A 23,699-nucleotide genomic window follows, 5' to 3' on the forward strand; every position below is an offset into this window, starting at 1 on the left:
GGACCAAGTATCCTACGTGAAAGCGACTCACGCCTATTGTGCATTGCAAAAATTCCATGATTAGGGCGAGACACCGAGAAGGTTGACTGGCGAATGCCGTCACATGGCGGTACGCCGTCGCTCCGCAAGCTACCATAGGAAACGTGAATACCAATGGTCACAGGCGCGACGTTCGAAGAGATATATTCAAGTATTTTGACTCGGTCGGTATCCGAATAGAAAGTCGATTAATATTGACAGACGGCCTTAGGGCGAGCACGAGGGTTGTAACTAGGCGCCGAAAGGACAGACAGCTGTTTTTTAGGAAAACGTTGATGAATGCATCCACTGATAGTGGCAACGCGCGTCGTCGCATCAATGTCGTAGTGGCCGATGATCATCCGGTAGTTTCTACCGGCGTCGCCGCGATCCTGACGGCCGAGATGGATATCAATGTCGTCGGTGTTGCATCGACAATTTCGGAGTTGCTGCTTTTGTTGCAACAGCAGCCTTGCGATGTCCTGATCTGCGACTATTCATTCAGCGGCGATCAGCAGCCGGATGGGGTGGCACTGTTCAAGCGGCTAAGGCGTAATCATCCACATGTTGCGATCGTCGTGCTGACCGCACATCAAGATATCGCGCTGCTCGTCTCTCGCGTCATGAATACGGGCGTTGCAGGCTTCCTGAGAAAATCGAGCCAAGATTTCGCACGCTTGGCTGCAATCGTGCGCCGAGTGCATGCAGGGCAGACGTTCGTTGATCCGGCCGTGGCTGTCGACCTGCTTGAGGTCGGACAGGCGGCGCAGACCTCGATCGAATCGCTTAGCGAGCGCGAGCTCGAAATATTCCGAATGCTGGGGCGCGGGATGTCGGTTACGGAAATCGCCATGCATACGAATCGCAGCATCAAGACGATCAGCCACCAGAAGATGAGGGCCATGCACAAGCTGGGGGCGAGGTCCGAAGCAGACCTTTACCGCATCTACGCGGAACATTTCGGATGATGGGCCAGTCGCGCGGCAACGCACAAGAAGCTTCGGGTGGAGCCGACGACGGGATCGTGCCGGCGGCCCAAGCTTACGTCCCGCTCAGGTTGACGTTTTCAAGGCGTCTGCTAATTGTTTCGACCATCACGCTGACGTGCCTTATCGTTGTATGCGCCGCAGGCGTGACCGAACTCCTGATATCACATCAGCACGAGGAATTTGCGCAGCAATTTTCGGCGCATCGAGAGGCATTGAAGGAGGAAGTCGACAGGCGCGAGGCCCGCATTCGGCAGTTGGTAGTGACGTACCAGATTGCAAAGGAATACCTGGAGTCAGGTGACTCGCAGGCGCGGAAGGTTCTGTTGCCCAGAACGAACCAATTAGCTCAGACAGTGCCCGGTTCTGCGGCAACCCGTGCATTCTCGGTCGTGTCAACGCTGACTTCACCCATGGACGCAGGTCGCCAGTCAAATTTGATCGATCTTGCAAGATATGCGTCGACATTTTCGCTTTCCCATCAGGACCGCTCGCCTCCGCTATCGGAGGGCTTCATCTATACGCCAGATAAGCGATTTCTGGCTACGATTCCGCCGCTCGCACCGGACCAGATTGCTCGCCTGAATACTGAACAGGCTGCGGAAGACTTCATTGGCAAACGCATGGAGGCTGTGGAAGGGGAGATGCAGCGCGATGCCTTGAACGGAGTTCAGGGCAAGGTTGTGTGGGTGACCGGATCCAAGGATCCACTCAACGACATGACGACCACGTATTTTGCGACATCCGTCTACGACGGTGAGCAACGCAAGGCGACGATCGCATTGTCAATTCCATGTAATCGATTCAATCAGTATTTTCTGCACAACGAAGGCGATCCGCATTTTTTTGTCGTCTCGTGCGCGGTGCAGCGGCTATTGGGTATCGACGAAACGAATCCGCAAGAGGCACATTGGGCGGAAATTCTATCGAGAAACCCGTGGGTATATCGGGTGGCGAACGGACGGCCCCAACGCATCTGGCGGGAGGGCAGCTTCTTCGTTATTCAGCGCGTCCCGGGCCCGCAGTGGGTTGCGGTATATGCATATACCTGGAGCGACCTTCTGGGCGCAATAAGACAGCAACTGCTGCTTGTTGTACTCGCTGCGCTGAGCGGGTGCGGTCTGGTCATTGGCGGCGCGTTCTGGATGAATCGTGAGGTGATCCGGCCATCCAGGGAGCGCCTGCATAGCCTTTTAGAGGGCGAGGCGTTCAGTCGGTCCATCATCCAGGTCGCGCCAGTGAGCTTGACCGTCGTGGCCAGGAGGACCGGTGCCATCCTGTTGCAGAATGCGGAAGCGCAGAGCCTCCAGATGGCCTTTGCCAACCAAGGGGAAAAGGACTCCAGCCCCGACAACGTACTTGCACGTGCTGGCGCACTGGTTAGATTTCACGCGGGAAGTGCTGAGCGCTCCGGCGTGGTAAGCCGGTTTGAGATGGAGCCTGATCTCGAGGTTGCCTATGCGCAGGCAAAGTATCGCGGAGACGACGTTTTCGTGATCGGGATGGTCGATTTGGCGAAGCGAAAGGAAATCGAACGGCGACTGCGAGAGTCTCGAGCGCGTGCTCAGGCCGAAAGTCATGAGAAGGGAATGTTTTTGGCGACGATGAGCCATGAAATCAGGACGCCGTTGCACGGGGCATTAGGGAATCTTGAATTGCTTTCGCGGATGGGATTGACTCAGGAGCAGCGCTCGCGGTTATTGATCGCGCAGGACTCGTTTGGCTCACTCCTTTCGCTGATCAATGGCGTGCTTGATCTGTCCAGAATCGAGGCAGGCGAGTTCCTGCTACAGGAACAGCCACAACACATTGATCAACTCGTCGAGCAGGCCAGCCGGACGTTTGCGGTTGACGCGCAGAAAAACGGCGTGCGGCTTCTCTGCCTGATCGACCCGGCGCTACGCGGCACGTGGATTTGCGACGGGTACCGGTTCACGCAAATAGTCACCAATCTCATTGGCAACGCCGTCAAGTTTACAGCTCACGGGGCGATCACGGTTTCACTGGGCTCGACCGAGGACGGCCAGGTTCGGCTCCGCGTCGCTGACTCCGGTAGGGGTATTCCCGAGGACGAGATTGAAAAGATTTTTATGCCGTACGTCCAGGGCTCGGCCGGGCCCAAAAGTTCGCGAGCAGGTACCGGGCTCGGCCTGTCTCTTTGCCAGAAAATCGCCGAACGAATGGGGGGGAGTATCACCGCCGAAAGCGAGGTTGGTGTCGGATCGATTTTCACCGTCGTGTTGCCGCTTCGTCACGATTCAGCGGCGCGAGTCAACGGCAATGCCGGCCAAGGCATCGATTTCGTCGTGAATTGCGATATTCCCAGTTGGCGTGCGCAACTGGCGGCCCAGCTCAGCGCGTGGTATCCGGCCGCCCGCGTCATGAGTGGTCAGGATGACAGGCGGGAGGAAGCGCATGCATCGCCCGTTTTCATCGACGCGCGCGACTGGCTCGAACATGACGATTCGCCTGAAACGACTGGCGCTGACCGTCGCATTACGATCGGACTGGACGGGCCGCTTGTTCCGATCTCCACAGGCCGTGCCGTCATCATCAGCGCCTACAGTGGTCAGTTGCTTCTCGATGCGATCAAAATGGTCCTTTCCGGAGCGGACGACGATAGCCGCGAGGGCACGGACGGTCCCGGCGAGATCACAGGTGGTGCGTGGAGTGATGCGAGCGTTCTGGTGGTTGAGGACGACCGAGTCAGTGCGCAGTTGATGTGCGATCAATTGCGGATGCTCGGGATCGGACATGTAGACGTCGTCTATAGCGCGGAGGATGGCATTCGACGTTGCCAGTCCCGGATCTACGATCTCGTCGTCACCGATTCCAATTTGCCGGGCAAGGGCGGAGCGGAGCTGTTGTCCGACTTGCGAGCAGCGGGGATCTCGTGGCCGGTCGTTTTGTGTACTGCCGATGCGACACTCGCAAGCGTGGCAAACACTCCGTTCGATGCGCTCATCACAAAGCCGTCGGCCTTGAGCGACCTTTCTCTTGTGCTGACAAACGTGCTCGGACCTGGCGACGTTCAGGAACTGACACTGACTCCACCTGGTGTCAGCCGACTTCTGTCGTTGTTCATCGAATCGTGGATTTCCGACAAAGAAGAGCTCCGATTGATGGTGCAGGCGGGTCAGGTGTCCGAGGTGCTGGAACGATTGCACCGGATCCAGGGCGCCCTGATGATTCTCGATAGGGGCGAACTGGTAAGTCACTTGGAAGATTGGTCCGCGACGATAACGGAATCCAAGTGTGTCGAGGAAGCAGATTTTCAGTCGTTTGTCGATGCGGTGGAGTCTTGGCTGGCACCGCATGCTCCAGCCAAAAAGTGCTCCTGAAAGGGGACGCCAGCGGTCGAGATTCCTGTGCCGTCCAGCCGCCGTCATCGCCGACCAGATCCGGGCCACCGTGCTTGCGATGCTTGCCGAAGCCGGCGATGCCGAGCCTGCGAGCGGTGCCCGCTTCCGCCAGATCGAGCGGTGGCCGCGCAAAATCGGACAGCGGGATAAGTGGAATCGCTCCGGGGGCGCGGCTAGGGGCGGAGAATTTCGTGCTTACGCGTGAGTACGCTTCTACGGGTGCAAGTCGGGTGCAGATGGGAATCGGCCGACGCCGGACTGCGCTGATTCGTCCTTGGCTGATTTACGGCGTTCGGAATCAACAGCGATACTCGACATTTCATTCAAATTGACGGAGCGGCGACGCGTCACATGTCGGCAGAGTCGTCGCTCAATACGGATATGCAGGACATCACCGGTCGTTTCGCACTCCCGCTTATGCCCCCTTTTTCGGATGTGCCGCCGCCGTACGGTCGGTGCCGTAGCGCGGGCGAGAAAAGGGGCGGCCCCGGGCCACGCGTTTTCGACTTGTGCTCCCACGGAATCTCGCGTGAGCAAGCAAAAGCATCCGCGGCGGAATTCGGATCCGGTAACGCTGCATGGCAGCGTCAGCGTCCTGCGCCCCGTTCGTTGCGGCGGACGCTTGCCGCTGGCCTTGTGTTCGCGACATCATGCTGCCTTGCGACACATATGCTAGAAAACGGTAGGGCACATCCATCTCCCGAGACCGTTTACCGGGGCGCGATCTCCGGTGTGTCGACACGGCAATCGGCACAAGCGCGCCTATTGGCCGCTGATGACGCAAAGGTGGAGGTGGGGCTGGGCTCGGATTCGCTGGCCGTGACACGGCATGAGGTATCGCATCGTGACCCCGCGCGCAACGCTGCCGCTCCGACGGCACTGACAAAGTCTCACAACCGTCGCAGGTACAGCTCGGTGCGAGCAGTGCGCACGAACGTGCAATCGAAAGTCGAGCATGGCGCATCGGTGGAGGGCTTGGCCGAAGAGCTTGACATGACCGACGCTGAATTCGTGCACTGGCGGGAAGCAACGCGGGATTCCACCCTCCGTCGAGAGCCCCTGTCGGAACAGGGCGAGTGGTACTTCGACTCCATCAACCATCCGCGCCTGATCCCGTATTGACAGTGGGCGCCGCGTTCACGACCCGGCCGAACTTCACGCGATCAGGAATCCGTTCCGCAAGTGGGCACCCTATGACGCGTGATCGCGCGCGACATGCGATCTGCTCTGAGAACGGCCGGCGTGAGCCACATGCACATACCGGACGAATTGGGCATATAGGTCACAAACGCATCTAAACGCCTTTCGCGCGCCGGGGTCTTCGCAATGATGCGCGACGAATGTGCTTTTTTTTTCGCGCCGACGATGAGAATTTTCTAGTCCCTTATGGCGATGTCGAGCGCTATCGTTCAGGCATTGGATTTCGCGCGAACGTCTGCGTCACGATCTCCAGCTTGGGATTGCGTACTGTCGCTTTGACCTGACACCTTCTGTCGTGTCGGAGGTGTCCTCGCGGCAGTTTTTTGATAGTCATGTTTGGAACTTCCATCGATGAGTTTTATTGATCGAGAGAGCTATTCAAGTTCGTTTACGCCCGGCATGAATTCAGATGACTTTGTCTCGGCACGTAAGATAAATATTGTCGTCGCAGACTCCTATCCGATGATTGTTCAGGGCCTGCGCCACATTTTCTCAAGTGTGGAAAGTATGCAAATCGTCGCTGAGACGTATACGTTGTCGGGCATGGCAACGCTGTTGAGCAGCTGCGAATGTGATGTGCTGATTTGCGATTATGCATTCGGTGACGATCCGGCGCCGGACGGAATGCGAATGCTCGAAACCATCCGCAGAAACCATCCGAACGTGAAGATTATTCTTTTGGCCGAATTGAGGGATGGACTGTCCGTCCAGCGCGTACTGAAAAAGGGTGTATCGGCGTTCGTTGTGAAATCGAGTGACGATTCACTTTCCCTGCCGAAGATCGTTGATAAAGTCATGCGCGGGAAAAGGTATGTGGATCCGGATATTGCAGGAGATATGCTGTGCGATTCTGGTCAAGGTAGGGACAGGAAGTCGCGAACCAATCTCTTGTCACCGCGCGAGCTTGATGTGGTGCGGCTTCTCTCGCGTGGAATGGCAGTCGGCGAAATAGCGGAAAAGCTCAGTCGGAGTAGGAAAACTATTAGTACACAAAAGGCAAGTGCAATGAAGAAGTTCGGCGTGAAAACTAATGTCGATCTGATAGATGCCGTACGGGATATGCTTTGGCGAGGCTAGCATACTTTTATTTTTATCCGATTCGATCATTTTATAACGATCGCTATTTTTTGGAGAAATAATCGTTAGATCAATTATTAAAGTTAGTTTTCGAGATCAACGTGATTGAAGATCGTAAGCCATTTCCGCTCACACGCCTCGCTTTTTTTATGATAGCCGCAGTGCTCTCCTCATGCGGTGGCGATTCTGGAGTGGGGAGCAGCGGGCGGGAGGAAAACCGCGGCAATGCGATTTCTGAAACAACACACTCTGACGAATCGACGGGAAAAGCCAAGGCGGGCGAAGGTGGCGATGCGTGGTATCGGCAGTGCCTTGCCGAGCACATATCGAGCACGCCGCAGTCAACACACACCGCTGCATCTTATGGCAACGAGAACGTCGTCAAGATGCGACGATCGTCCTGTGGGAGGCAACGCTACGGCATCGCGATGTCACCGGACATGTGTAGCCTCAAGCGGCTTGATCGAGTGGTCGAGCGCGTCAATCGGCGCTACGCGTCCGTGTCGTTTGACAAGGCGCGGCGTGCCAAGAAAGGTCCGCCGGGCGTCGTGGTTACCGAACTGAATACCAATGTGACACATCACCCGAACTTCCTGTCCCATCCTCTTCCGGGATACAACTTCGTGACCGATGCTTTTTCCGTCAATGGTAGCGACTGGAGTTCGGATGTTCTGGATCTTGTCGACTGGATCGACCAGGACGAATGGGGGGAATTTGGACAAACCGTCTGGAGCAACAGTTGGCACGGGACATGTGTCACCGGCGCCGTAGTCGCAACTATGAGCGTGAACGGTACCCAAGATCATGCTGTAGCAAGGGATCCAACTGTGGACGTGGACGAACCGGGCAGGGGGCGAACGCGCTATGTAGTCGACGGAATGGGAAGGGCGGCCGCGTTGCCGGTTACTAGCGCGCTGGAGGATCCTGATCCTGAAAAGGGAGTCAAGATGAGCGTCGGAGCGGTCGGTGCCTGCAGTCGGACATCTCACGATGCTATTGACGATCCCGTGGGGCAAGGTGTGACCGTTGTTGCTGCCGCCGGCAATGATGTCGCTAACGAGATTGGTGCACCACCGGGTTGTCGGGGTGGGATTTCAGTGATGGGAGACGAGCAGACCGGCCGCCGCGTGCTCGGCAGCAATACGCACTCACGTATGTCGCTGGGCTCGCAGGAGACGAGCATCTTGACTCTCTCGAATACCGGTACGCGAGTACCGACCGATGCATCCTCCGGTTATATGCATGGCACCAGCCTCGCGGCACCCCAGGTGTCGGGCCTGGCATCGCTGATATTGACGACCAACCCTTGGTTGACCCCCGGCGAGGTCGCGAGCGTTTTGAACCGCACTGCAGGTTGTCAATTGCGTCGAAGACACGAGCGTGCAGAGTGATTTCGCCGGGACGAGGCATTCTCGATGCAGCAGGCTGGCGTATCGACTGCTGCAGTCGAGCGAAATAGCCGGCCCACTAATGAAGGGGCGACTCTCATTTTAGAAGTGGCGCTAGCCAAGATCTGATTTTTCAGGCCGTGTGACCATACTATTCACGTTGTGCGGCCATCAACGTACCGAGCTTGGTGGTCAACTGGTCGACTTGTGCGAAAAACGCCGCCAGTGCTGCCTCTTGGCCCGTTAGGCCATTCTCTTGAAGACACGCTGATAATCGCTCGCCAGCGTCAGCCAGGACGTCCGAGCCGAATAATTTGCTGGCTCCAGCGATGCGGTGGATATGCTCGGCCGCCGCCACTGCGTTGCCGCTTTGTACTGCGGCCTGAAGGAAAGCAATATCCTTCGCGGTCTCGGCCAGAAATCCCCGGATCAACATCGGCAAGTGCGTGCCTTCTTCAGGCGATGCGGGCGGAGCAGGCCGGAGTGTGGTGTCCGTCCGTGTCGCACCGGGTGACGACGGTATCCAGCGCGCAAGCTCGTCGCGCAGTATGGTCAGCGTCGTGGGTTTGACGAGCAAGCCGTCCATGCCGGCTTCGGTGCACCGAATCGCTTCCTCGGGCAACGCGTTGGCCGTCAACGCAAGAATGGGGATGCGCCGCGATCGGGGCTCCCGGGAGCGGATACGTCTCGCCAGGTCGTAACCATCCATGTCCGGCATCGCGCAATCGCTGAGCACCAGCGCGATATCGGAATCGTCCAGCGCGTGCAGTGCATCCGTGCCGTTTGAGACTGCGATGGCGGTATAGCCGAGCCGGCCGAGTTGCGCCTCGATGACGAGCCGATTGATTGGATGGTCGTCCACGACAAGGATTCGAATACCCGACGACGGATATTCAACGGATGGAAGACGGGTATCGATCTCTGCGAAGCGAGGTGCGGCAGTGGCATGAAGGCACAATGCTTCGACCGCGGCGTATGTCAACGGATTATGGCTGAGCCGACACATGCCGTTGGGTGAGATCTCGTATCCCGTCGGGATGGGTTCGTCAGTCAGGCCGATAACGAGCCTGTCATCGCGGATTTCGAAGAGCCGGCATTCGTCCACAAAGCGTATGTCTGCCTGCGACATATCGGCGGTCACGACGACGCCGAGCGGCACCAGGAGTTCGCGCAGCGCGGCCGCGAGCGCTATGTCGTATAAATCGATACTGGCCTGCTTGCCTGCGACCGGCGTGGACCGAGCCACGAGATGGACGTTCAGGTCGAATTCGACGATGGCGTGTGTGCCGATACGCGGTGTGCTTTCTATGCGAATGGAGCCCTGCATCAGTTCGACCAGTCGTTTGCAGATGGTGAGCCCCAGGCCGGTGCCGCCGAAGCGACGTGAGATCGACGTGTCGGCCTGTGTAAAAGGCGCGAACAGACATTGCAGTTGTGCCGGGGTGATGCCGATGCCCGTGTCGTGTACCGTGAAGCGAACGCGCTGGCATGCGGTGCGGTAGTCGATAATCTCGACGCGTATGCCGACCTCGCCGCTTTCCGTGAACTTGATTGCATTGCTCATCAGATTAAATAGAATCTGGCGAAGACGCAGGCCGTCTATCTCGAGTTCGGCGGCTAGTCGATGACTGACGAAATTCCGAACGATGAGGCCCTTGTCATGTGCGAGTGTCGCGGTTACAGCACTGACGCCGTCCAGGAGCGCACGTAGGTCGGTCGGCTCGTTCACGATTTCCAACTGTCCTGCATCGATCTTCGAGAAGTCCAGAACATCGTCGAGAATCTGCATCAAAGTCATCGCGGATTCCCCGATCATGTGAAGCATGCGCTGCTGCTTGATGCTCAACGATTCGTGTCGCAACAGCTCGAGCATCCCTACGATCCCGTTCATCGGCGTGCGTATCTCATGGCTCATGGTCGCCAAAAAGCTCGCTTTTGACGCCGCGGCCAATTCGGCTGCTTCTTTCGCACGGGCCAGTTCCCTGGCTTGCGCCTTGATGTGAGTGACATCCGACCAAACGCCACTCCAGAATATCGTCCCGTCATGTTCGGTTTGCGGCGTCGCTTCAGTGTGAATCCAACGCTCACCTCCATGGGAAAGGCAGCGAAAGTCGACGGAAACCCGCTTCATGGTCAGCGCGGAATGCCTGACGGCCGATTTGATGAGAGGCTGGTCATCGGGATGCACATGTGAAAGCACCGTCAGCGCATCGCCTTCCATCGTTTGCGCATCCAGATCCCACATGGCGTGGGTATCGCCTCCGACATAAGGAAAACGGAGCACGCCATCCGGAGTGCGACACAATTCGAAGACGACTGCCGGAAGATGGGCGGTCACGCGCCTCAATCGTTGGTCCAGTGCGCGTGCACGCTGTTCTGCATCGCGAATGGTGGTGACATCCACCAACGTGACCAGCAGTCCGCCCGGCTTCCCGCTCGGCAACTGAAAGGGATGCATCCAGTACAGCCAGGACCGCTGCTTCTGGTCGCTGTCCATCAGGCTGACCTCGGCGTGATGAGGTTGTTGCTGATCCTGAACTCGCTCGCTCATCGCGTGGATGCGCCGTTTCCATTGGTGATCCAGCGGCGACGCGTCGAGCGTCGTTTTACCGATCAAATCGTCGCGCTTCACCGAGAATGCAGTCTCATAAGCGTGATTGAGTGCGATATATCGGTTCGCGCTATCCTTCGCGACCAATGGGTAGGGAAGGGACTCCATCAGCGCTTCGCGGAAGCTGAGTTGATCGGCCAGTTCACGTTCAACTGCCAATCGCCGGCGAACCTCGCGGCGCAGCCGGACGTATGCAGTGGTGATGGTTGCCAATACGAACGAGGTGCCGATCAACACAAGCTCGAACGTTTTCCATGGCAGGCCCGCTGAATATCGCGGCCACAGCCATCGGCTTCGAATGCGTTGTTGTTCCCCCTTTGGGATAGCGGCAAGCGCACGGTTGATCAGGGGAATCAGTCGTTCGTAGCGGCGGTTGACGGCAATACTCAACCGGCTGTCGAGATCGGCTGGCGACGCGATCTTGAGAATGCCGGGGAAATAGTTCCGGATGTTGAAATCGACGATCGCCGCATTTCCGACATAGGCATCGGCGCGTCCTTCCGCCACTGCGCTCATTGCTTGATGGGCGCTCGCGGCCACGACGATTTCCGCGTCGGGTATCTGTTGCCGTACCGCGGCGGGAAGCTCGCTGGGATCCGACACGGCTACCCGGCGGCCGGCAAGATCGACGATGCCTTGCGGCGACGCGTGAGGCCGAGTGACGATCACGTCCGGGAGAGTGATGAACGGCACGCTATAGAGCAAGACCCCGTCACGGATGACTGGCGTATTGACCGGTACGGTAGCATCCAGCTCACCCGACTGCGCGCGCGACAAGGTTTCCGCCCACGAATTCGTTTTCACGACAGCAAAGCGAATGCCGAGCGATGCCGAGAGATGTTGCAGATAGTCCGCAGCAATGCCGCTCGGGCGATCGCTCGCGTCAAGGTAGGCAATCGGCGCCCATTCCGGATCTATGCCGAGTTTGATCGGGGGAAGCGAGGCCAGCCAGCTACGTTCGTCCGGCGTAAGCGTCAAGTGGTCGACCATGCCATGAATTTGCGTCGGCACCGCCGGTTCCTTCGGCCAGGGCACCGCCGACCGAAGTGTCGATTCTCCGACATTTTCGACCGTCACGGACTCGATCGGGCAAGCGCTCAGGACTGCGACGACGACGGCAATGCTCAACCGCAAGCTGAGCCACAAGCTGTTCTTCAAAATTGCCTTACCGTGCGATTGGATTGCGATGTTGCTGCCGATGCAGCGCGCATATTTCAGTTGGGTCCGGCGTGTACCGAATCGTTCTGGTGGGCACGACGCCTGATCCGAGGCCGTCTGCCACGGCCTGCCGCCGGCGCGGCCAGGCAAGCGGCATCAGCCATTGAGCCCGAGATTGACGACATACTCGTACAGTTCGGCATCGCTTTTGAGGCCGAGCTTGCGCTTTGCCGAAGTCTTGGCCCAGCTGACGGTCTTGATCGTCCGATGCAGTATCTGGCCGACTTCCGTCGGCGATTTGCCGCTGGCAAGAAGGCGCAGCACTTCCAACTCGCGGGGCGTCAAATTCGCGGCCCGCTGGCTTTCCATCTCGGTCAGCCCGAGCTTCGTCAATTCGCGCTGCAGCCTGGCACTGATGTAGATCGCGCCTCGCAGCGCAGTGCGAACGGCCGCGAACAGTTCGCTTCTTTCCGCTCCCTTTTCCACGATGCCAAGTACGCCTTCATTCAACATTGCACGCAACAAACCGGCATTCGCCATATTCGTGAGCACGATGACGGGTAAGGCGTCATGCTCGCGTCGAAGGGTCGACAGCATTGCGAGTCCATCGGCGCGTCCGGTGTTGGGCATCGAGAAATCCGTGATGACGACATCGCAAGCGACGTGAGCCAGGATTGACATCAACTCGCTCGAGTCGCGCGCCTCTCCCACGACCTCCATACCATTCTGCTCAATCAGAAGACGGCAGCCCAGCAACATGATCGGATGGTCGTCTGCGAGCACAACGCGCCAAGCCATTTCAGAATCCCCCAAATTAATTTCGTCAAAGTCTAGCAAGTGATAGACCGCCTATGCTCATCAAAAAATAAAACCAGAATGCGCTTACATGGTTGGTCGAAAAATAAGCATTGGCCGATTCCTAAAATGGGTGCTTTGCCTTATAGTCTTATCGGGATTTATTTGGTTTGTTGTATTCTATTAATCAATTTTTGGCGGGTTTTTGGTGAGCGTAGCGGTATTTAGAATGCTGATCGTTACAGCCCTTTTTTGGGGCGTTTCGCTGCCGGGTAACGTTGGCAATGGCATCGAGGATGAGGCCGAGTAGATTCAAGAAGTCGGGAAGGAGGTGGATTCCGGCCCCGATCGTGACAAACCGTCGTCAAAAAAGCATGGCCGGCAGAGCGACACGACTTGATACAAGGAGGAACCGTGAGAAGTGCTTGGGTGGACAGTAAGGCAGTGATCGTGGAGGTGCGTCCCGGTGATTACCAGCATGTCGAGTCGGCGGCGCGGAAGCTTGGGTATACAGTGTCGGAATTCCTGCTGTTGAGTGCATCTCTCATTGCTGCTGTCGTGCATGACGCGGGAGTCGCCCAGGATTGAAGCGGTTCGATGTAATCCGGGAGGTCCGGTATCTTGCGGACCACAGATGGCCGCCCGGCGGGACGCCACGGGTCGGACGCCGCGCGAACTTTTTTCAGCATGGGGCCGTGTTCATCGGTTTCGTTACTCGGTCACTAACATTGGGGTTGCTGGACTGCACAGCGAGTACGCGTGAGCGCCGAGCATGCGTAGCGCTCAAGCAGACCGAACATCGCTGTGAGGATGGCTCGCAACATTACTCCGCTACACAGGAAAGCTGGCCGATACTGGCCGTCACAGCTTTCGGGAGTTTTGTAATACCAATCGTATAGCTGGCCGATCGTAATAGACCCGACGTAGTCGATTACTTTTGCACTCGCCTGAGTTGCGGTGTTTGTGCAGTCGCAGTGTGGCCGAGAAAAAGAATGCTATAGAAGATGGGAGTGTAATTAAACGTATCATGGCAATAAGGTTGATGTTCAAATATTTTGGATGTTGATCGGAATGTGCTGAATTGGCATGCCGAATATCGCCCTTCGGAGCTGACATCAAACCTCGGTGCTTACGTTGCGCAATGCTTGGAAAGAGAGATCGGCTTGCATGTCCGTGAGCATCGATCTTCGACGATGCCTCTGTTGCCAAGTCGCGAATCGTCGCTGGAAACAGCTAGCCCCCCGTTAATGGGCGTGAACGTGATGTCGCTAGCGCGCACCTAATTGGCAGCCAACCGTCGAAACATCGAGATTCGGAGTCCCAAGGGTCCGATGCGGGATTCTGTCGTTACGCGGTGCAGAGCGGTTAGCGCTAACAGGTTGTCGCTGGCGTGCGCGTTACCGTCGAAATCGACAGCGCGAAATGGGCAATGCCTGACATAGTTGCCTCATGCCGTAACGACCACGCCATGGCGGATCCAGCCGCCCAGCGGCGCCCCCTTTCCGCGACGCGTCATTTACTAGGCTAACTCGACCTGCTCTCGATGATTGGCGTAATAATCGACTCTCCATTTATGTAACCGCACGACCGGAACGATAAGTGTGTTCATCCCGAAACGCAGCTAGATAATTCTAGAATTAGAATAATTCACGAAATTACAACGATGCGAAGACTATGTGTTGAGGATAGTCCTCGGATGCCGTTATTCTGCCGCCCATGCAGCCGAGTTTTATATGTTGAAATTTTCTATTGGTTGTCGGTTTGTGCTGTAACTATTGGGATTGAATGGTATGCGATGTAAATTTGTTTTAAGCATGGTGTTGCATGTGGGGGCGCGCGAGCTGTATAAGGTGTCCGTCGTTCTCGCGACGGTCGCTGGTGGCGGGTGTGGTGTCCTGATCTCTTCTACTGCGTATGCGCATAATCCATATATCGGATATCAAACCCCGGCGGACAGTAATTGCATAAATAGCGGCGTGCTATTCGAAAATTGTGCTAGATGGGATAATTCAAATTTTAGGGGTGTGCGTGGGGCGCATTTTTCCCAGATGGCGGGCCGGTATTTTTCTTATCTTACCTCTGGAAATGGGGCTGACACATATTTGTGGTCGGGAGTATGGGCGGGAAGTAAATCAGCCGGGCTGTTTTATGGGGACGATCCGTTTAGAGCGAATCGGATCGTTGCCGATGCCGACGGCACGACCATTGCCGGAAATCGGGTTGTGCTGTCATCCAGGGCGGGAATAAGCGTTTCGGGTTCTAGAGTCTCCAACGTCAAGAACGGCGGGAGCGCCGGTGATGCAGTCAACGTCAACCAGCTTTCGAGGGTGGCGAATGTGCTTGGCGTGAAGATCGACACCAAAGGCCATGTAACGGCGCCCACCTATCAAGTCGGCGGAAAATCATTCGATAACGTCGCGGATGCGATCGCGGCGGCCGCCGATAGTGGCACGGATCTGAATGCAGTTGTTTATGACGATTCCGCAAAGCGTTCGATCACGCTTGACACGAAGGGCACGACACTGAAGAACGTGGCGGCCGGCACGGTCAGCGCGACAAGTATGGAAGCGATAAACGGTTCGCAATTGCACCGTGCGTCACAGATTGTAGCGACGGCACTGGGAGGCGGTTCGACGGTGGACGCTGCTGGTAACTTGACGGCGCCGAAGTATCGCGTCGGTGACAAAACCTACGGTAACGTAGGCGACGCGATCGCGGCGGCCGCGGACAGTAGCAGCGCTATGGATCCGAATGCGGTGGCGTACGACGATGCCGCCGGGAGCACGATAACGCTGCGCGGCGAACATGGCACGAGGTTGAAGAACGTCGCGGCAGGCAGTGCGGATACCGATGCGGTCAATGTGGGGCAATTGACTGCTGCTACGCAGCCGATACGAGATGATCTGGCTGATGTCAGCCTTGCGATGAAGTCCATCCAAATCAAGCCGCAAGGTGTAGACGCGATTGCGGCGGGAACGAATGCCGTTGCAGTTGGCGCCGGGGCAAATGCGATGGCGAACGGCTCGATCGCTTTGGGTGCTGGTTCGCGCGTAACCGGACTAAATTCGGTCGCGATCGGTATCAACTCGGTCGCACTGGAAACAAATCAAGTGTCGGTGGGCGACGTGGGGCGCGAGCGCCGAATTTCTAACTTGGCGGCTGGTACGAAAGGTACCGACGCAGTCAACTTGAATCAGTTGGCAGATGCGATCGGGAAGGTGTCGAGCCGTACCGACAAGCTCTCGTTCGATCTGGAGTCGCAGCGCAGCTTCCTGGTTGCAGATCCCTTTGCCATTGACGAGCAACGTTTGTCGAATTTCGTGCTGATCGACGGCCAAGGCGCTGACGGTAGCCTGCCGAACGCGGCGAGTATCGCCGGCGGCGATCCGGCGAGTACGACCTCGGCTGCAATCGGTATCGGGTCAGTTGCATCGGGCGCAGATACGATTGCCATTGGCATGCGTACCATCGCGAACTCGGACAACTCCGTTGCAATAGGCAATATGGCCCAAACCGGTGCCGAGCAGCCGTACTCGGTGGCGATCGGATCGCATGTGACGACGAATGGCGCGAGTGCACTTGCGGTCGGTTCGCAGGCGAGGGCGAACGGCGAGGACGCGATCGCTGTCGGCAATAACAATGTGCGCGCGATCGGGGAGAGTTCGATTGCAATTGGCAATGGCGCTGAGGCCGTAGTAGGTGCGACGAATGGTATTGCGCTGGGCACGGGGGCGAGCGTTTCCCGGAACGTGACCGACGCGATGGCGCTCGGCGCGAAAGCCTTGGTGGAAAAAGGGGCGAACGGCGCCGTGGCACTGGGGGCGGGTTCCCAGGCGAACCGAGCCCATACCATTTCAGTGGGCAATGCTGGAAGCGAGCGCCAGATCGTGAACGTTGCGGCGGGCACGCAAGGTACCGACGCAGTGAATGTGGCGCAGTTGCACGGCGCGGCTGCGAGTCTTGCGAGCGTGATCGGAGGCGACATGACCGTCGATGGAAGCGGCCACGTTGCCATTCACTCGATTGAAGTGGGCGGTCACAAGTACGCGACCGTATCGGCGGCGGTGCAGGCGGCTGCGGCGTATGGCGCCACGGACTCGCTGGCGGTGCGCTACGATCTCGACTCGCACGGCAATCCAAACTATGGCTCCGTGACGCTGGGTGGCCCATCAGGAGCACCGGTAATGCTGACCAACGTTGCCGATGGCAAGAGCCGATACGATGCAGTGAACTATGGCCAGTTGTCGTCGCTGCAAAGCAATTTCGAAAACCGAATGGGCGCGATGGATGATCGCGTCAGCAAGATCGAAACTCAGGCCGGCGATTCGCGCGATGATAGTCGGGTCATGACGATGGCCAATCGGCGCCGTGGCGATAACGACATCGGGACCGGATCAGGCTCCGATATCAATAGCGATGCCGGCGACGCCACGGTGATCGGTGCGAATTCGGCGCAGCAAGCGTCGAGCGGGACAGCGATCGGCACCGGGGCGGATGCACGTGCAATCAATAGCACTGCGATCGGGCAAGCTGCATCGGCTCGCGGCGAGAACAGCACAGTGGTCGGCCAGGGCGCGACGGCTTGGGGCAATAACAGCGTTGCAATTGGTGCAGGCTCCGTGGCTGACGCGGACAACGCCGTCTCGTTTGGCAACAGCGCCACGGGCATGACGCGCACGCTGACCAACGTGTCGGCCGGTGTCGCACCGACGGATGCCGTCAACGTCCAACAACTCAATGAATCGGTGGGCGGCTTGCGATCGCAGATCGAACACGATCGTGCAGATGCAAATGGAGGCACCGCGTCAGCCGTGGCTATTGCGTCGCTGCCGCAAGCGCCGGCGCCTGGAAAGAGCGTCGTCGCAGTGGGGGGCGGCACATACGCCGGCCAGTCTGCTCTTGCGGTGGGTATGTCGACCTACGCTGGGCGCTGGATCATCAAGGCTTCTGGCTCGACGAACACGCGAGGAACCGTGGCAGGCGGCGTCGGCGCTGGTTTCGTGTGGTAAGCAACCGGAATCACGCTTAGAGGTGCGTTGCAGGTCGTGATTAGCAGACTTCATCGCTGATGCTGGTCCTATCGGCAATACGCAATAGGACCAGCAACAATGGAGCGGCGAGACAGGAGAATCTGACGAGCAGCTGGCCTTGGGGACAAACGTTGAGTGATGGCGATACCGAACGAGCGTCGCGGCGTCAACGATCGCCTGTCCGTACGCACGAGATCTGACGCGACCATCCGAGAATTTTTCCGCCTTGCCGGGCGGCGGGAAAAGAATCCGGGGGCGGTTCCGTGCGTCGAAGCCGTCGCAAGTGAGAATCGTGAAAACGCATCATTCACTTCCAATAAGCAACGCCGCCATCGGCCCGCTCATCCTCAGTCTCGGTTGCTCAGATGCCTGAGGTCAACAGATCGTCGGGAAAATTGACAGCGCCATGGCGCTTATCTGAGCCAGTTTCCAAGTCTTCGACATTTCGGCATATCCATGCCGTGGAGCGTCCATTCCATTAATGCCTGAGCGGGATGGTGGAGTCCATCCGCCCAATCATATTAAAAGCAAGAGTGTCGATGATGCAAACTCGACAGATCGTGAGAATTACGTCTCTTGCAACAAAAAGTAGACAATGAAATTAATATCATTTTTCATCGTGGCTATAATGGTGTCTTCCCTCGCGGAGATCTCACTCGCCAATGAATACTCGGCCGAAGGTGGCTCGGTCGCGCTTCTCGGAGTCGCTGGCAACAAGGTCGCACGACAGCTCACCGAAAATTACAATAACCTGGCCCCAGATTGCGGTGGTGCGACAAACCCAGCGTTTCGCTGTTCCGGGGTAATGCTTCGCGGGACCGTACATTCGTCTCAGTACCACTCTTGGAACCCGAGTCCTGCGTCCGTCGCGACTGGAGGCGTCTCATTCTCCTATTTGCGAAAAGATTCTAAGTTCAGCAAGCTGGCTTATGGATACAGTAATGGGGTAATTTTCGTTCCTTATCGGTATAATATAAAGAAGAATGTCATTGAGCCTGAAGTCCTATGCTCCTTCCCAATCGATGCCAATACTGAAAATCGAGTGGACAAAGGATGCGGCGCGGATAACTCATTTCCGACTGACAGCGGTCCATGTCAGGCGCGAGGCATTTCAACTGCTTCGGAATGGCTTTCACATTACAACAACACAAGTGGTAATAAGCACGCACATCAATGCGGCTTTGACGTTCATCACGGTGCCGCAGCGACCGCCGCGATTTTCAAAACCAGCATTGACGCAATGAAGTTGATTGGCGAAGAATCCATTCACGAACAAAATGAGCTGCGTTTGGCTACATGGGAGCAAGATATCCCTGAGAGATTGCCAATCATGGCATTTTTCTATCTTGCAGGTGGCGCAAATGGGCTCAAGGGTGCTCAAGATGACCAGGTGGATTACCAGCAGGCCTCGAAGCGCATCGTGCCAATCATTCGGATAACGCTCCCATCATCACGATCAGACGAGGCTACGTTCGTCTATGACAAAAATGATCAGATGGTTGTGCCTCCGCAAATTGCGAATCCGCCGGTTGATCCGATTCTGCTGGTTCCACCGATCCCTCCCGCGTGAAATTGAACTGCTTAGGGTTTGTCAGGGGCTGCTGATTTTGGCGTCCACTTCGGGACCCATGCGGCGGCCCGCCTGGGAGCATTCCCAGCGCAACAGGGCTTCGGCAACTGCGCTTTTGCGAATGGAAACCCCCATGTGTGGTCCATCGATTCGTCAATGACTCATCGCCCTAGCTGACCGGCTCCGCTCGGTAGTACGCGCTCGACCTTGCGATGCCGGTCGGGTCTGTTGCGCTCAGCAGTCCGGCCTTGCGCTCCTGACAAAATCGTTTCATAGCGCCAACTGTCCGATCTTCGCATGCAGCGCTTTTACGTCCGAGACGGCTGGCTTGGCGGCGCACTTGCCATGGCGAACATGTCTGCCGCGTGCTCCCGAAATTATCGCTCCCACCCACACGTCGTTGCGACTTGAGGCATGCTAGACCGATAACTTTTCTTATCGGTCTAGCATTGAAAACGTTATAAACTGAAAGTCATGAAAACGCGTGACACCCTTTCCATCGACGGGACTGAGCCGGGCTTTCCCGATGAAGCCGAACTTGCCGCGTTGCGCAGCTGGTACGCCGGCCTGGACGCCCGGGCCGCCGTAAGTCGTTATCTGGGCGATCGCCGGGAAGCAGGAGCGTCGTCGCGCGGCATCCTTGGCGAGATTCGTCAGCGGCTCATCGCGTACGCGCGGGCCCGGCAGCGCGCCGACCTGGCAGCCGCGTTCGCGGTTCGCCCAACGAGGGCATCGGACGACAGCGTGACTCGCGCGATCGAGACGCTGCGCAACCTGCCCGCATCGGTGCCGATGATCACTGACTCGATCGGTCTGTGGTTTCCGCCCCGCGTTGTCGAGTCATTGTGCGCACACGGCATCCAAACGCTGGCCGATCTGACCGTGCGGATCTCGCGCCGACGTCGCTGGTGGTCCGTGATCGCCGGGCTCGGCGTCGCTGGTGCGCGCCGCATTGAGGCGTTCTTCGCTATGCATCCCGAGTTGATCGAACGCACGCGAGCTTTGATCGTCGCCGCACAGCCCGCCGCTATCGTGCCGTGGGAACAGCTGCGCGTGCCGTACGAGGTCGACGGTTCGCGCGGCCAGTTCCGTGCGCTCGGCACCGCCTGTCTGCTGAACGCGTCCAATGACTACGAGGCGATCCAGTCCTGGTTGTCGCTGCATGAGTCGGCTGCCACCCAGCGCGCGTACAGAAAAGAGGCGGAACGCCTCATCCTGTGGGCGATTGTCGAGCGCGGCCGTGCGCTGTCGTCACTGAACACCGACGACGCAATCGCTTACCGGGGCTTCCTGCGGCGGCCTACGCCGCGCGAGCGCTGGGTTGCCCCATCGCGGCCGCGACACAGCAGCGAATGGCGGCCGTTCACCGGTCCGCTGTCCGCTCGATCGGCAGCCTATGCGCTGAACGTCGCGTCTGCATTGTTTCGGTGGCTGGTCGAACAGCGTTACGTGCTTGCGAATCCGTTCGCGGGGGTCAAGGTCAAGAGTCACGCGCAGCGCACGGGGCTGGACGTGTCACGTGGGTTCTCCGAGGGCGAGTGGTTGTTGATCCGCACACTCGCTGACGGTCTCGAGTGGTCGTACGGCTGGAGCGCGCCGGCCGCGCAGCGCCTGCGATTTCTGCTGGATTTCGGCTACGCGACCGGTCTGCGCGCGAGCGAGCTGGTTGGCGCGTTGCTTGGTGACATCCGCCGCGACGAGCACGGAGATCACTGGCTGCACGTGCGCGGAAAAGGAGGCAAGCTCGGCAAGGTAGCCATGCCGTCGCTCGCCCGGACCGCCCTGGATCAATATCTCGTGCAGCGCGGGTTACCGATTGCTCCGGCGCGCTGGAATCCCGCGACACCGATCATAGCGAGCCTTGAGGCGGATGGCACTGGCATCGAACCCCGACGGCTGTCACGCGTATTGCACCGATTTTTCGTGCTGATAGCCGATGCAATCCAGGATGAGCGGCCGACGACTGCGGAGAAGCTGCGCCGTGCGAGCCCACACTGGATGCGGCACACTCATGCGTCGCACGCGCTCGCACGAGGCGCTGAGTTGATCATGGTGCGCGACAACCTGCGCCATGCTTCGGTCTCGACGACCTCGATCTACCTGCATAGCGACGAGGTTCAGCGGGCGCGACAGTTCGATCAGGCGTTTGGAGTCCGCAAGGGTTAGCCGTCAGAGTGAGGCATTGGCGAAACGGTCATTGGCATACACGCCTGCCAAGTGCACACAGGATGCATCAGTTGCCAGGCGGCAGAAAGAGGCGAAGTTGCTTTGACCTGTCTATGACGTCAGTGTCAGACATGTAGCGCGCGCGATATCTTGGCTTACCGTCCGGAGCGTGCATGGTCACATCGCCCTCTTCGATCAGTGTAGCGAGGGCGCTTTTGTACATTGATGCGGTGGCCGGCGTACCGTTGCAGGTATCGGCGAACAGGCTTGCGAATGATCTTGAGCCCGGTTGATCAAAAATTCGTCTGGCCAACTGGATAACGAGTTCGCTGTCTGTTTTCGCGCGCGCGACTTCGTCAAACTTGAACCCTCCATCGAATTCCTGCAGGAAGCCCATGGTTTGAGGCGCTAGCATATTTAAGCCGGCGCCCCCGTAGTGCACGAAATGGTTGTGGTGTTGCCAGTGAACCTGCTTCATGACGTCTTGCGCTCGATGGTGTTGCGACAAGTGCACAAGCCAGTATTCGCCGTGTCCGGACCCGGCGCCGCGAATAAAGAATGGGGTAAAGAAATCGGCGCCGCATCCGTCAACGAGCGCTTCATACAGTGCCGCTTGGATGAAACGACGCCAGTCTGCTTCATCCCGTTTAATGTCCTCAATGGATCGTCCGCCGAGACGCTTCAGAACATCGATGCGGAGCGTCGTCGAAATCTTCCGAGCCAATTCGTCGTTCGTGTAAGTTGCAAATGATGAAACATGAAACGTCAGAACAATTTCTGCGTCCCGGGCGCTTGAGAAGATTTGCCGAATAAGCGGCGCGGGTACCTCGGTGTAGCCATACTGATCCAGGAAGAACAGTGCCGTTCCTGAGCGGGGTGTGTGCTTAGCGACCGCAGCGAGTATGTCGCTGACAGTCGATCCAAAGGTAGCGTGTAGTAAGTGGATCGTCGTGCCGATCGATCGACCGTAACCGCGCGCGCTCAAGACATCGCGCAAATGGCTAAGCGCTTTCGTATCCTTGTCGACAAAGATGTACTGGATGTCGAACAGAACCTGCTTAGGACGCTCTAGATTGATGAGGCGCGACGCTTCGTCAACGGCTTGAAGCATGCGCAGAGGAGAGCCGTCGACGAGTTGTCCAGTACCTTCCAGATAGTAGAGCCCTCCGCCGCAGAATCCGTCGACGAGCGTCATTCTGATTCTGTCGCGACCGCGAGCGTTGAGTAAACGTTGTTGGAAATAGCGGATCAGGTAGTCGACCAGAACTTGGTGCTTGATCAGGCTGTGCGGTTCGAGTTCGGCGGGACCATTACCCCAATCGTAGTGACGCTTTGCCAAGTCAAAACCCCGGTAGCAGATTGAATGACTACGGTGCGGTTCTCGGGAACTGATCCCAGTGCTTGCCGGCTAGTATCCGTCCTGCTTTGCCTTTCCCGATGGCCGCAACCGAGACTTCTGAGCCGTCCGTACGGATTACATGGATCGGCGTGCTTTTCTTTAATACGTCGGCGACATACTCGACGGGTGCCCAGTGCCCCCATTGTTTGAAATGGAAAGGTACTTTTGCCTTGGCACATTGGCGTTGCAACGCTGACGGCCATGCCGGGTCCATGGGGCGTGAACGTGGCCCGGACTCTCCACCTGCGATGACCCAATCAATCCGATTTCCCTTCTCGTTTTTGACCAGATATTCCGATAGATCAAGCGCCGACAAAAGGGGTTCGCACGATAGGAACCTGACAGAAGGCGAAGAGAATTCCAGTAGGTATTTGATGCGCTTCTTAGCTGTTGCCTGATCTTCCACGGTAGTCCCAAGCCATACGTTTTTAGGGAACTCGTAGCCCTTGGGCAACTGCTTACGGACGAGATGGATGCGCTTTGTGAGCAACAACCAATCCAAATTGGGCGTCTCTGCGATGAGATCGAGCAGCCGGAGTCGGGGGGCAATCAAATCGGGACGATTCTCGAAGACGTCCGCCATCGACGCACAGAAGACTCGCCTGCGGGTTTTCTCGCTCGCGGCCTCCCTATCCCACTTCAATGGCTCTTTCCAGTGAGCATCACCAAAGAAGCGACGCGGCGTGTTGGGTCCCCAAAGGCCTTCACCCAAGCGCTTCGCCCACGTTTCTGCGTAGCAGTTGTCACACGCAGCCGACACCTTGACACATCCCCACCAAGGGTTGAATGTGTGGTGTGTCCATTCTATGCGGGTTTCTTTTCCCATTACAGGCGACTTGTCCTCAGTTACGGCTGGATTGTACTCGCCATTGATTCGGCAGCAAAAGTCCGCCTGAGAGGCGCTCGTACGTTCGTTCTGGCAGCGGGTTTTGTGCGCGC

12 protein-coding genes and 1 pseudogene are annotated in these 23,699 nt (G+C 57.6%); 9 read left to right on the forward strand and 4 right to left on the reverse strand.

All coding sequences use genetic code 11. The features are described from left to right. Positions 1-314: 314 nt before the first annotated feature. The 6 genes and pseudogenes from LGN17_RS13890 (at position 315) to LGN17_RS13915 (ending at position 8,034) form a co-directional block, all read left to right on the forward strand. The gene (locus LGN17_RS13890) at positions 315-986 is read left to right on the forward strand and encodes a response regulator transcription factor (RefSeq protein WP_012339195.1); all 672 of its coding nucleotides are present in this window, start codon (positions 315-317) and stop codon (positions 984-986) included. Beyond that, positions 983-4,345, forward strand: coding sequence for an ATP-binding protein (locus tag LGN17_RS13895; RefSeq protein ID WP_226197319.1), 3,363 nt, complete (start codon positions 983-985; stop codon positions 4,343-4,345). Before LGN17_RS13890 ends, LGN17_RS13895 begins: the two co-directional genes overlap by 4 nt. Positions 4,346-4,370: 25 nt before the next feature. Next, positions 4,371-4,481: pseudogene (locus tag LGN17_RS13900) on the forward strand (transcriptional regulator); the annotation flags it as partial. Between the two features lie 821 nt (positions 4,482-5,302). Further along, positions 5,303-5,488: a hypothetical protein gene (locus tag LGN17_RS13905; protein ID WP_226197320.1), complete on the forward strand. Its 186-nt coding sequence runs from the start codon at positions 5,303-5,305 to the stop codon at positions 5,486-5,488. A gap of 429 nt (positions 5,489-5,917) precedes the next feature. Further along, positions 5,918-6,643, forward strand: coding sequence for a response regulator transcription factor (locus tag LGN17_RS13910; RefSeq protein ID WP_226197321.1), 726 nt, complete (start codon positions 5,918-5,920; stop codon positions 6,641-6,643). Positions 6,644-6,744: 101 nt separating this feature from the next. Then, positions 6,745-8,034, forward strand: coding sequence for a S8 family serine peptidase (locus LGN17_RS13915; protein ID WP_226197322.1), 1,290 nt, complete (start codon positions 6,745-6,747; stop codon positions 8,032-8,034). A gap of 148 nt (positions 8,035-8,182) precedes the next feature. On the opposite strand, the gene LGN17_RS13920 is transcribed toward LGN17_RS13915, so the two are convergent. Both LGN17_RS13920 and LGN17_RS13925 read right to left on the reverse strand, forming a co-directional pair. After that, the gene (locus tag LGN17_RS13920) at positions 8,183-11,788 is read right to left on the reverse strand and encodes an ATP-binding protein (RefSeq protein ID WP_226197323.1); all 3,606 of its coding nucleotides are present in this window, start codon (positions 11,786-11,788) and stop codon (positions 8,183-8,185) included. A gap of 168 nt (positions 11,789-11,956) precedes the next feature. Continuing rightward, on the reverse strand, positions 11,957-12,637 hold the full coding sequence (locus tag LGN17_RS13925; RefSeq protein ID WP_226197324.1) for a response regulator transcription factor: 681 nt from the start codon (positions 12,635-12,637) through the stop codon (positions 11,957-11,959). Between the two features lie 2,006 nt (positions 12,638-14,643). On the opposite strand from LGN17_RS13925, the gene LGN17_RS13930 reads away from it, so the two are divergent. From LGN17_RS13930 to LGN17_RS13940, 3 genes are all read left to right on the forward strand, one after another. Next, positions 14,644-17,604, forward strand: a complete 2,961-nt coding sequence (locus LGN17_RS13930) for a YadA-like family protein (RefSeq protein WP_226197508.1) — start codon at positions 14,644-14,646, stop codon at positions 17,602-17,604. 649 nt (positions 17,605-18,253) lie between these two features. After that, positions 18,254-19,195 (forward strand): N-acyl homoserine lactonase, encoded by a 942-nt coding sequence (locus LGN17_RS13935; RefSeq protein WP_226197325.1) that lies wholly within the window; start codon positions 18,254-18,256, stop codon positions 19,193-19,195. A 474-nt stretch (positions 19,196-19,669) separates the two neighbouring features. Then, positions 19,670-21,361: a phage integrase family protein gene (locus LGN17_RS13940; RefSeq protein ID WP_226197326.1), complete on the forward strand. Its 1,692-nt coding sequence runs from the start codon at positions 19,670-19,672 to the stop codon at positions 21,359-21,361. A 67-nt stretch (positions 21,362-21,428) separates the two neighbouring features. On the opposite strand, the gene LGN17_RS13945 is transcribed toward LGN17_RS13940, so the two are convergent. Both LGN17_RS13945 and LGN17_RS13950 read right to left on the reverse strand, forming a co-directional pair. After that, positions 21,429-22,700, reverse strand: coding sequence for a three-Cys-motif partner protein TcmP (locus LGN17_RS13945; protein WP_226197327.1), 1,272 nt, complete (start codon positions 22,698-22,700; stop codon positions 21,429-21,431). A gap of 28 nt (positions 22,701-22,728) precedes the next feature. After that, positions 22,729-23,586 (reverse strand): DUF5131 family protein, encoded by an 858-nt coding sequence (locus LGN17_RS13950; RefSeq protein WP_226197328.1) that lies wholly within the window; start codon positions 23,584-23,586, stop codon positions 22,729-22,731. Between the last annotated feature and the right edge of the window lie 113 nt (positions 23,587-23,699).

It is taken from the genome of Burkholderia sp. AU30280 (assembly GCF_020420125.1).
GTDB lineage: Bacteria > Pseudomonadota > Gammaproteobacteria > Burkholderiales > Burkholderiaceae > Burkholderia.

Bases quoted from the DNA above. Each gene is read 5' to 3' on its own strand.
- LGN17_RS13930 (WP_226197508.1), top strand. From the start codon at position 14,644: ATGGCGGGCCGGTATTTTTCTTATCTTACCTCTGGAAATGGGGCTGAC.
- LGN17_RS13895 (WP_226197319.1), top strand. From the start codon at position 983: ATGATGGGCCAGTCGCGCGGCAACGCACAAGAAGCTTCGGGTGGAGCC.
- LGN17_RS13890 (WP_012339195.1), top strand. From the start codon at position 315: ATGAATGCATCCACTGATAGTGGCAACGCGCGTCGTCGCATCAATGTC.
- LGN17_RS13935 (WP_226197325.1), top strand. From the start codon at position 18,254: ATGGTGTCTTCCCTCGCGGAGATCTCACTCGCCAATGAATACTCGGCC.
- LGN17_RS13940 (WP_226197326.1), top strand. From the start codon at position 19,670: ATGAAAACGCGTGACACCCTTTCCATCGACGGGACTGAGCCGGGCTTT.
- LGN17_RS13910 (WP_226197321.1), top strand. From the start codon at position 5,918: ATGAGTTTTATTGATCGAGAGAGCTATTCAAGTTCGTTTACGCCCGGC.
- LGN17_RS13950 (WP_226197328.1), bottom strand. From the start codon at position 23,586: ATGGGAAAAGAAACCCGCATAGAATGGACACACCACACATTCAACCCT.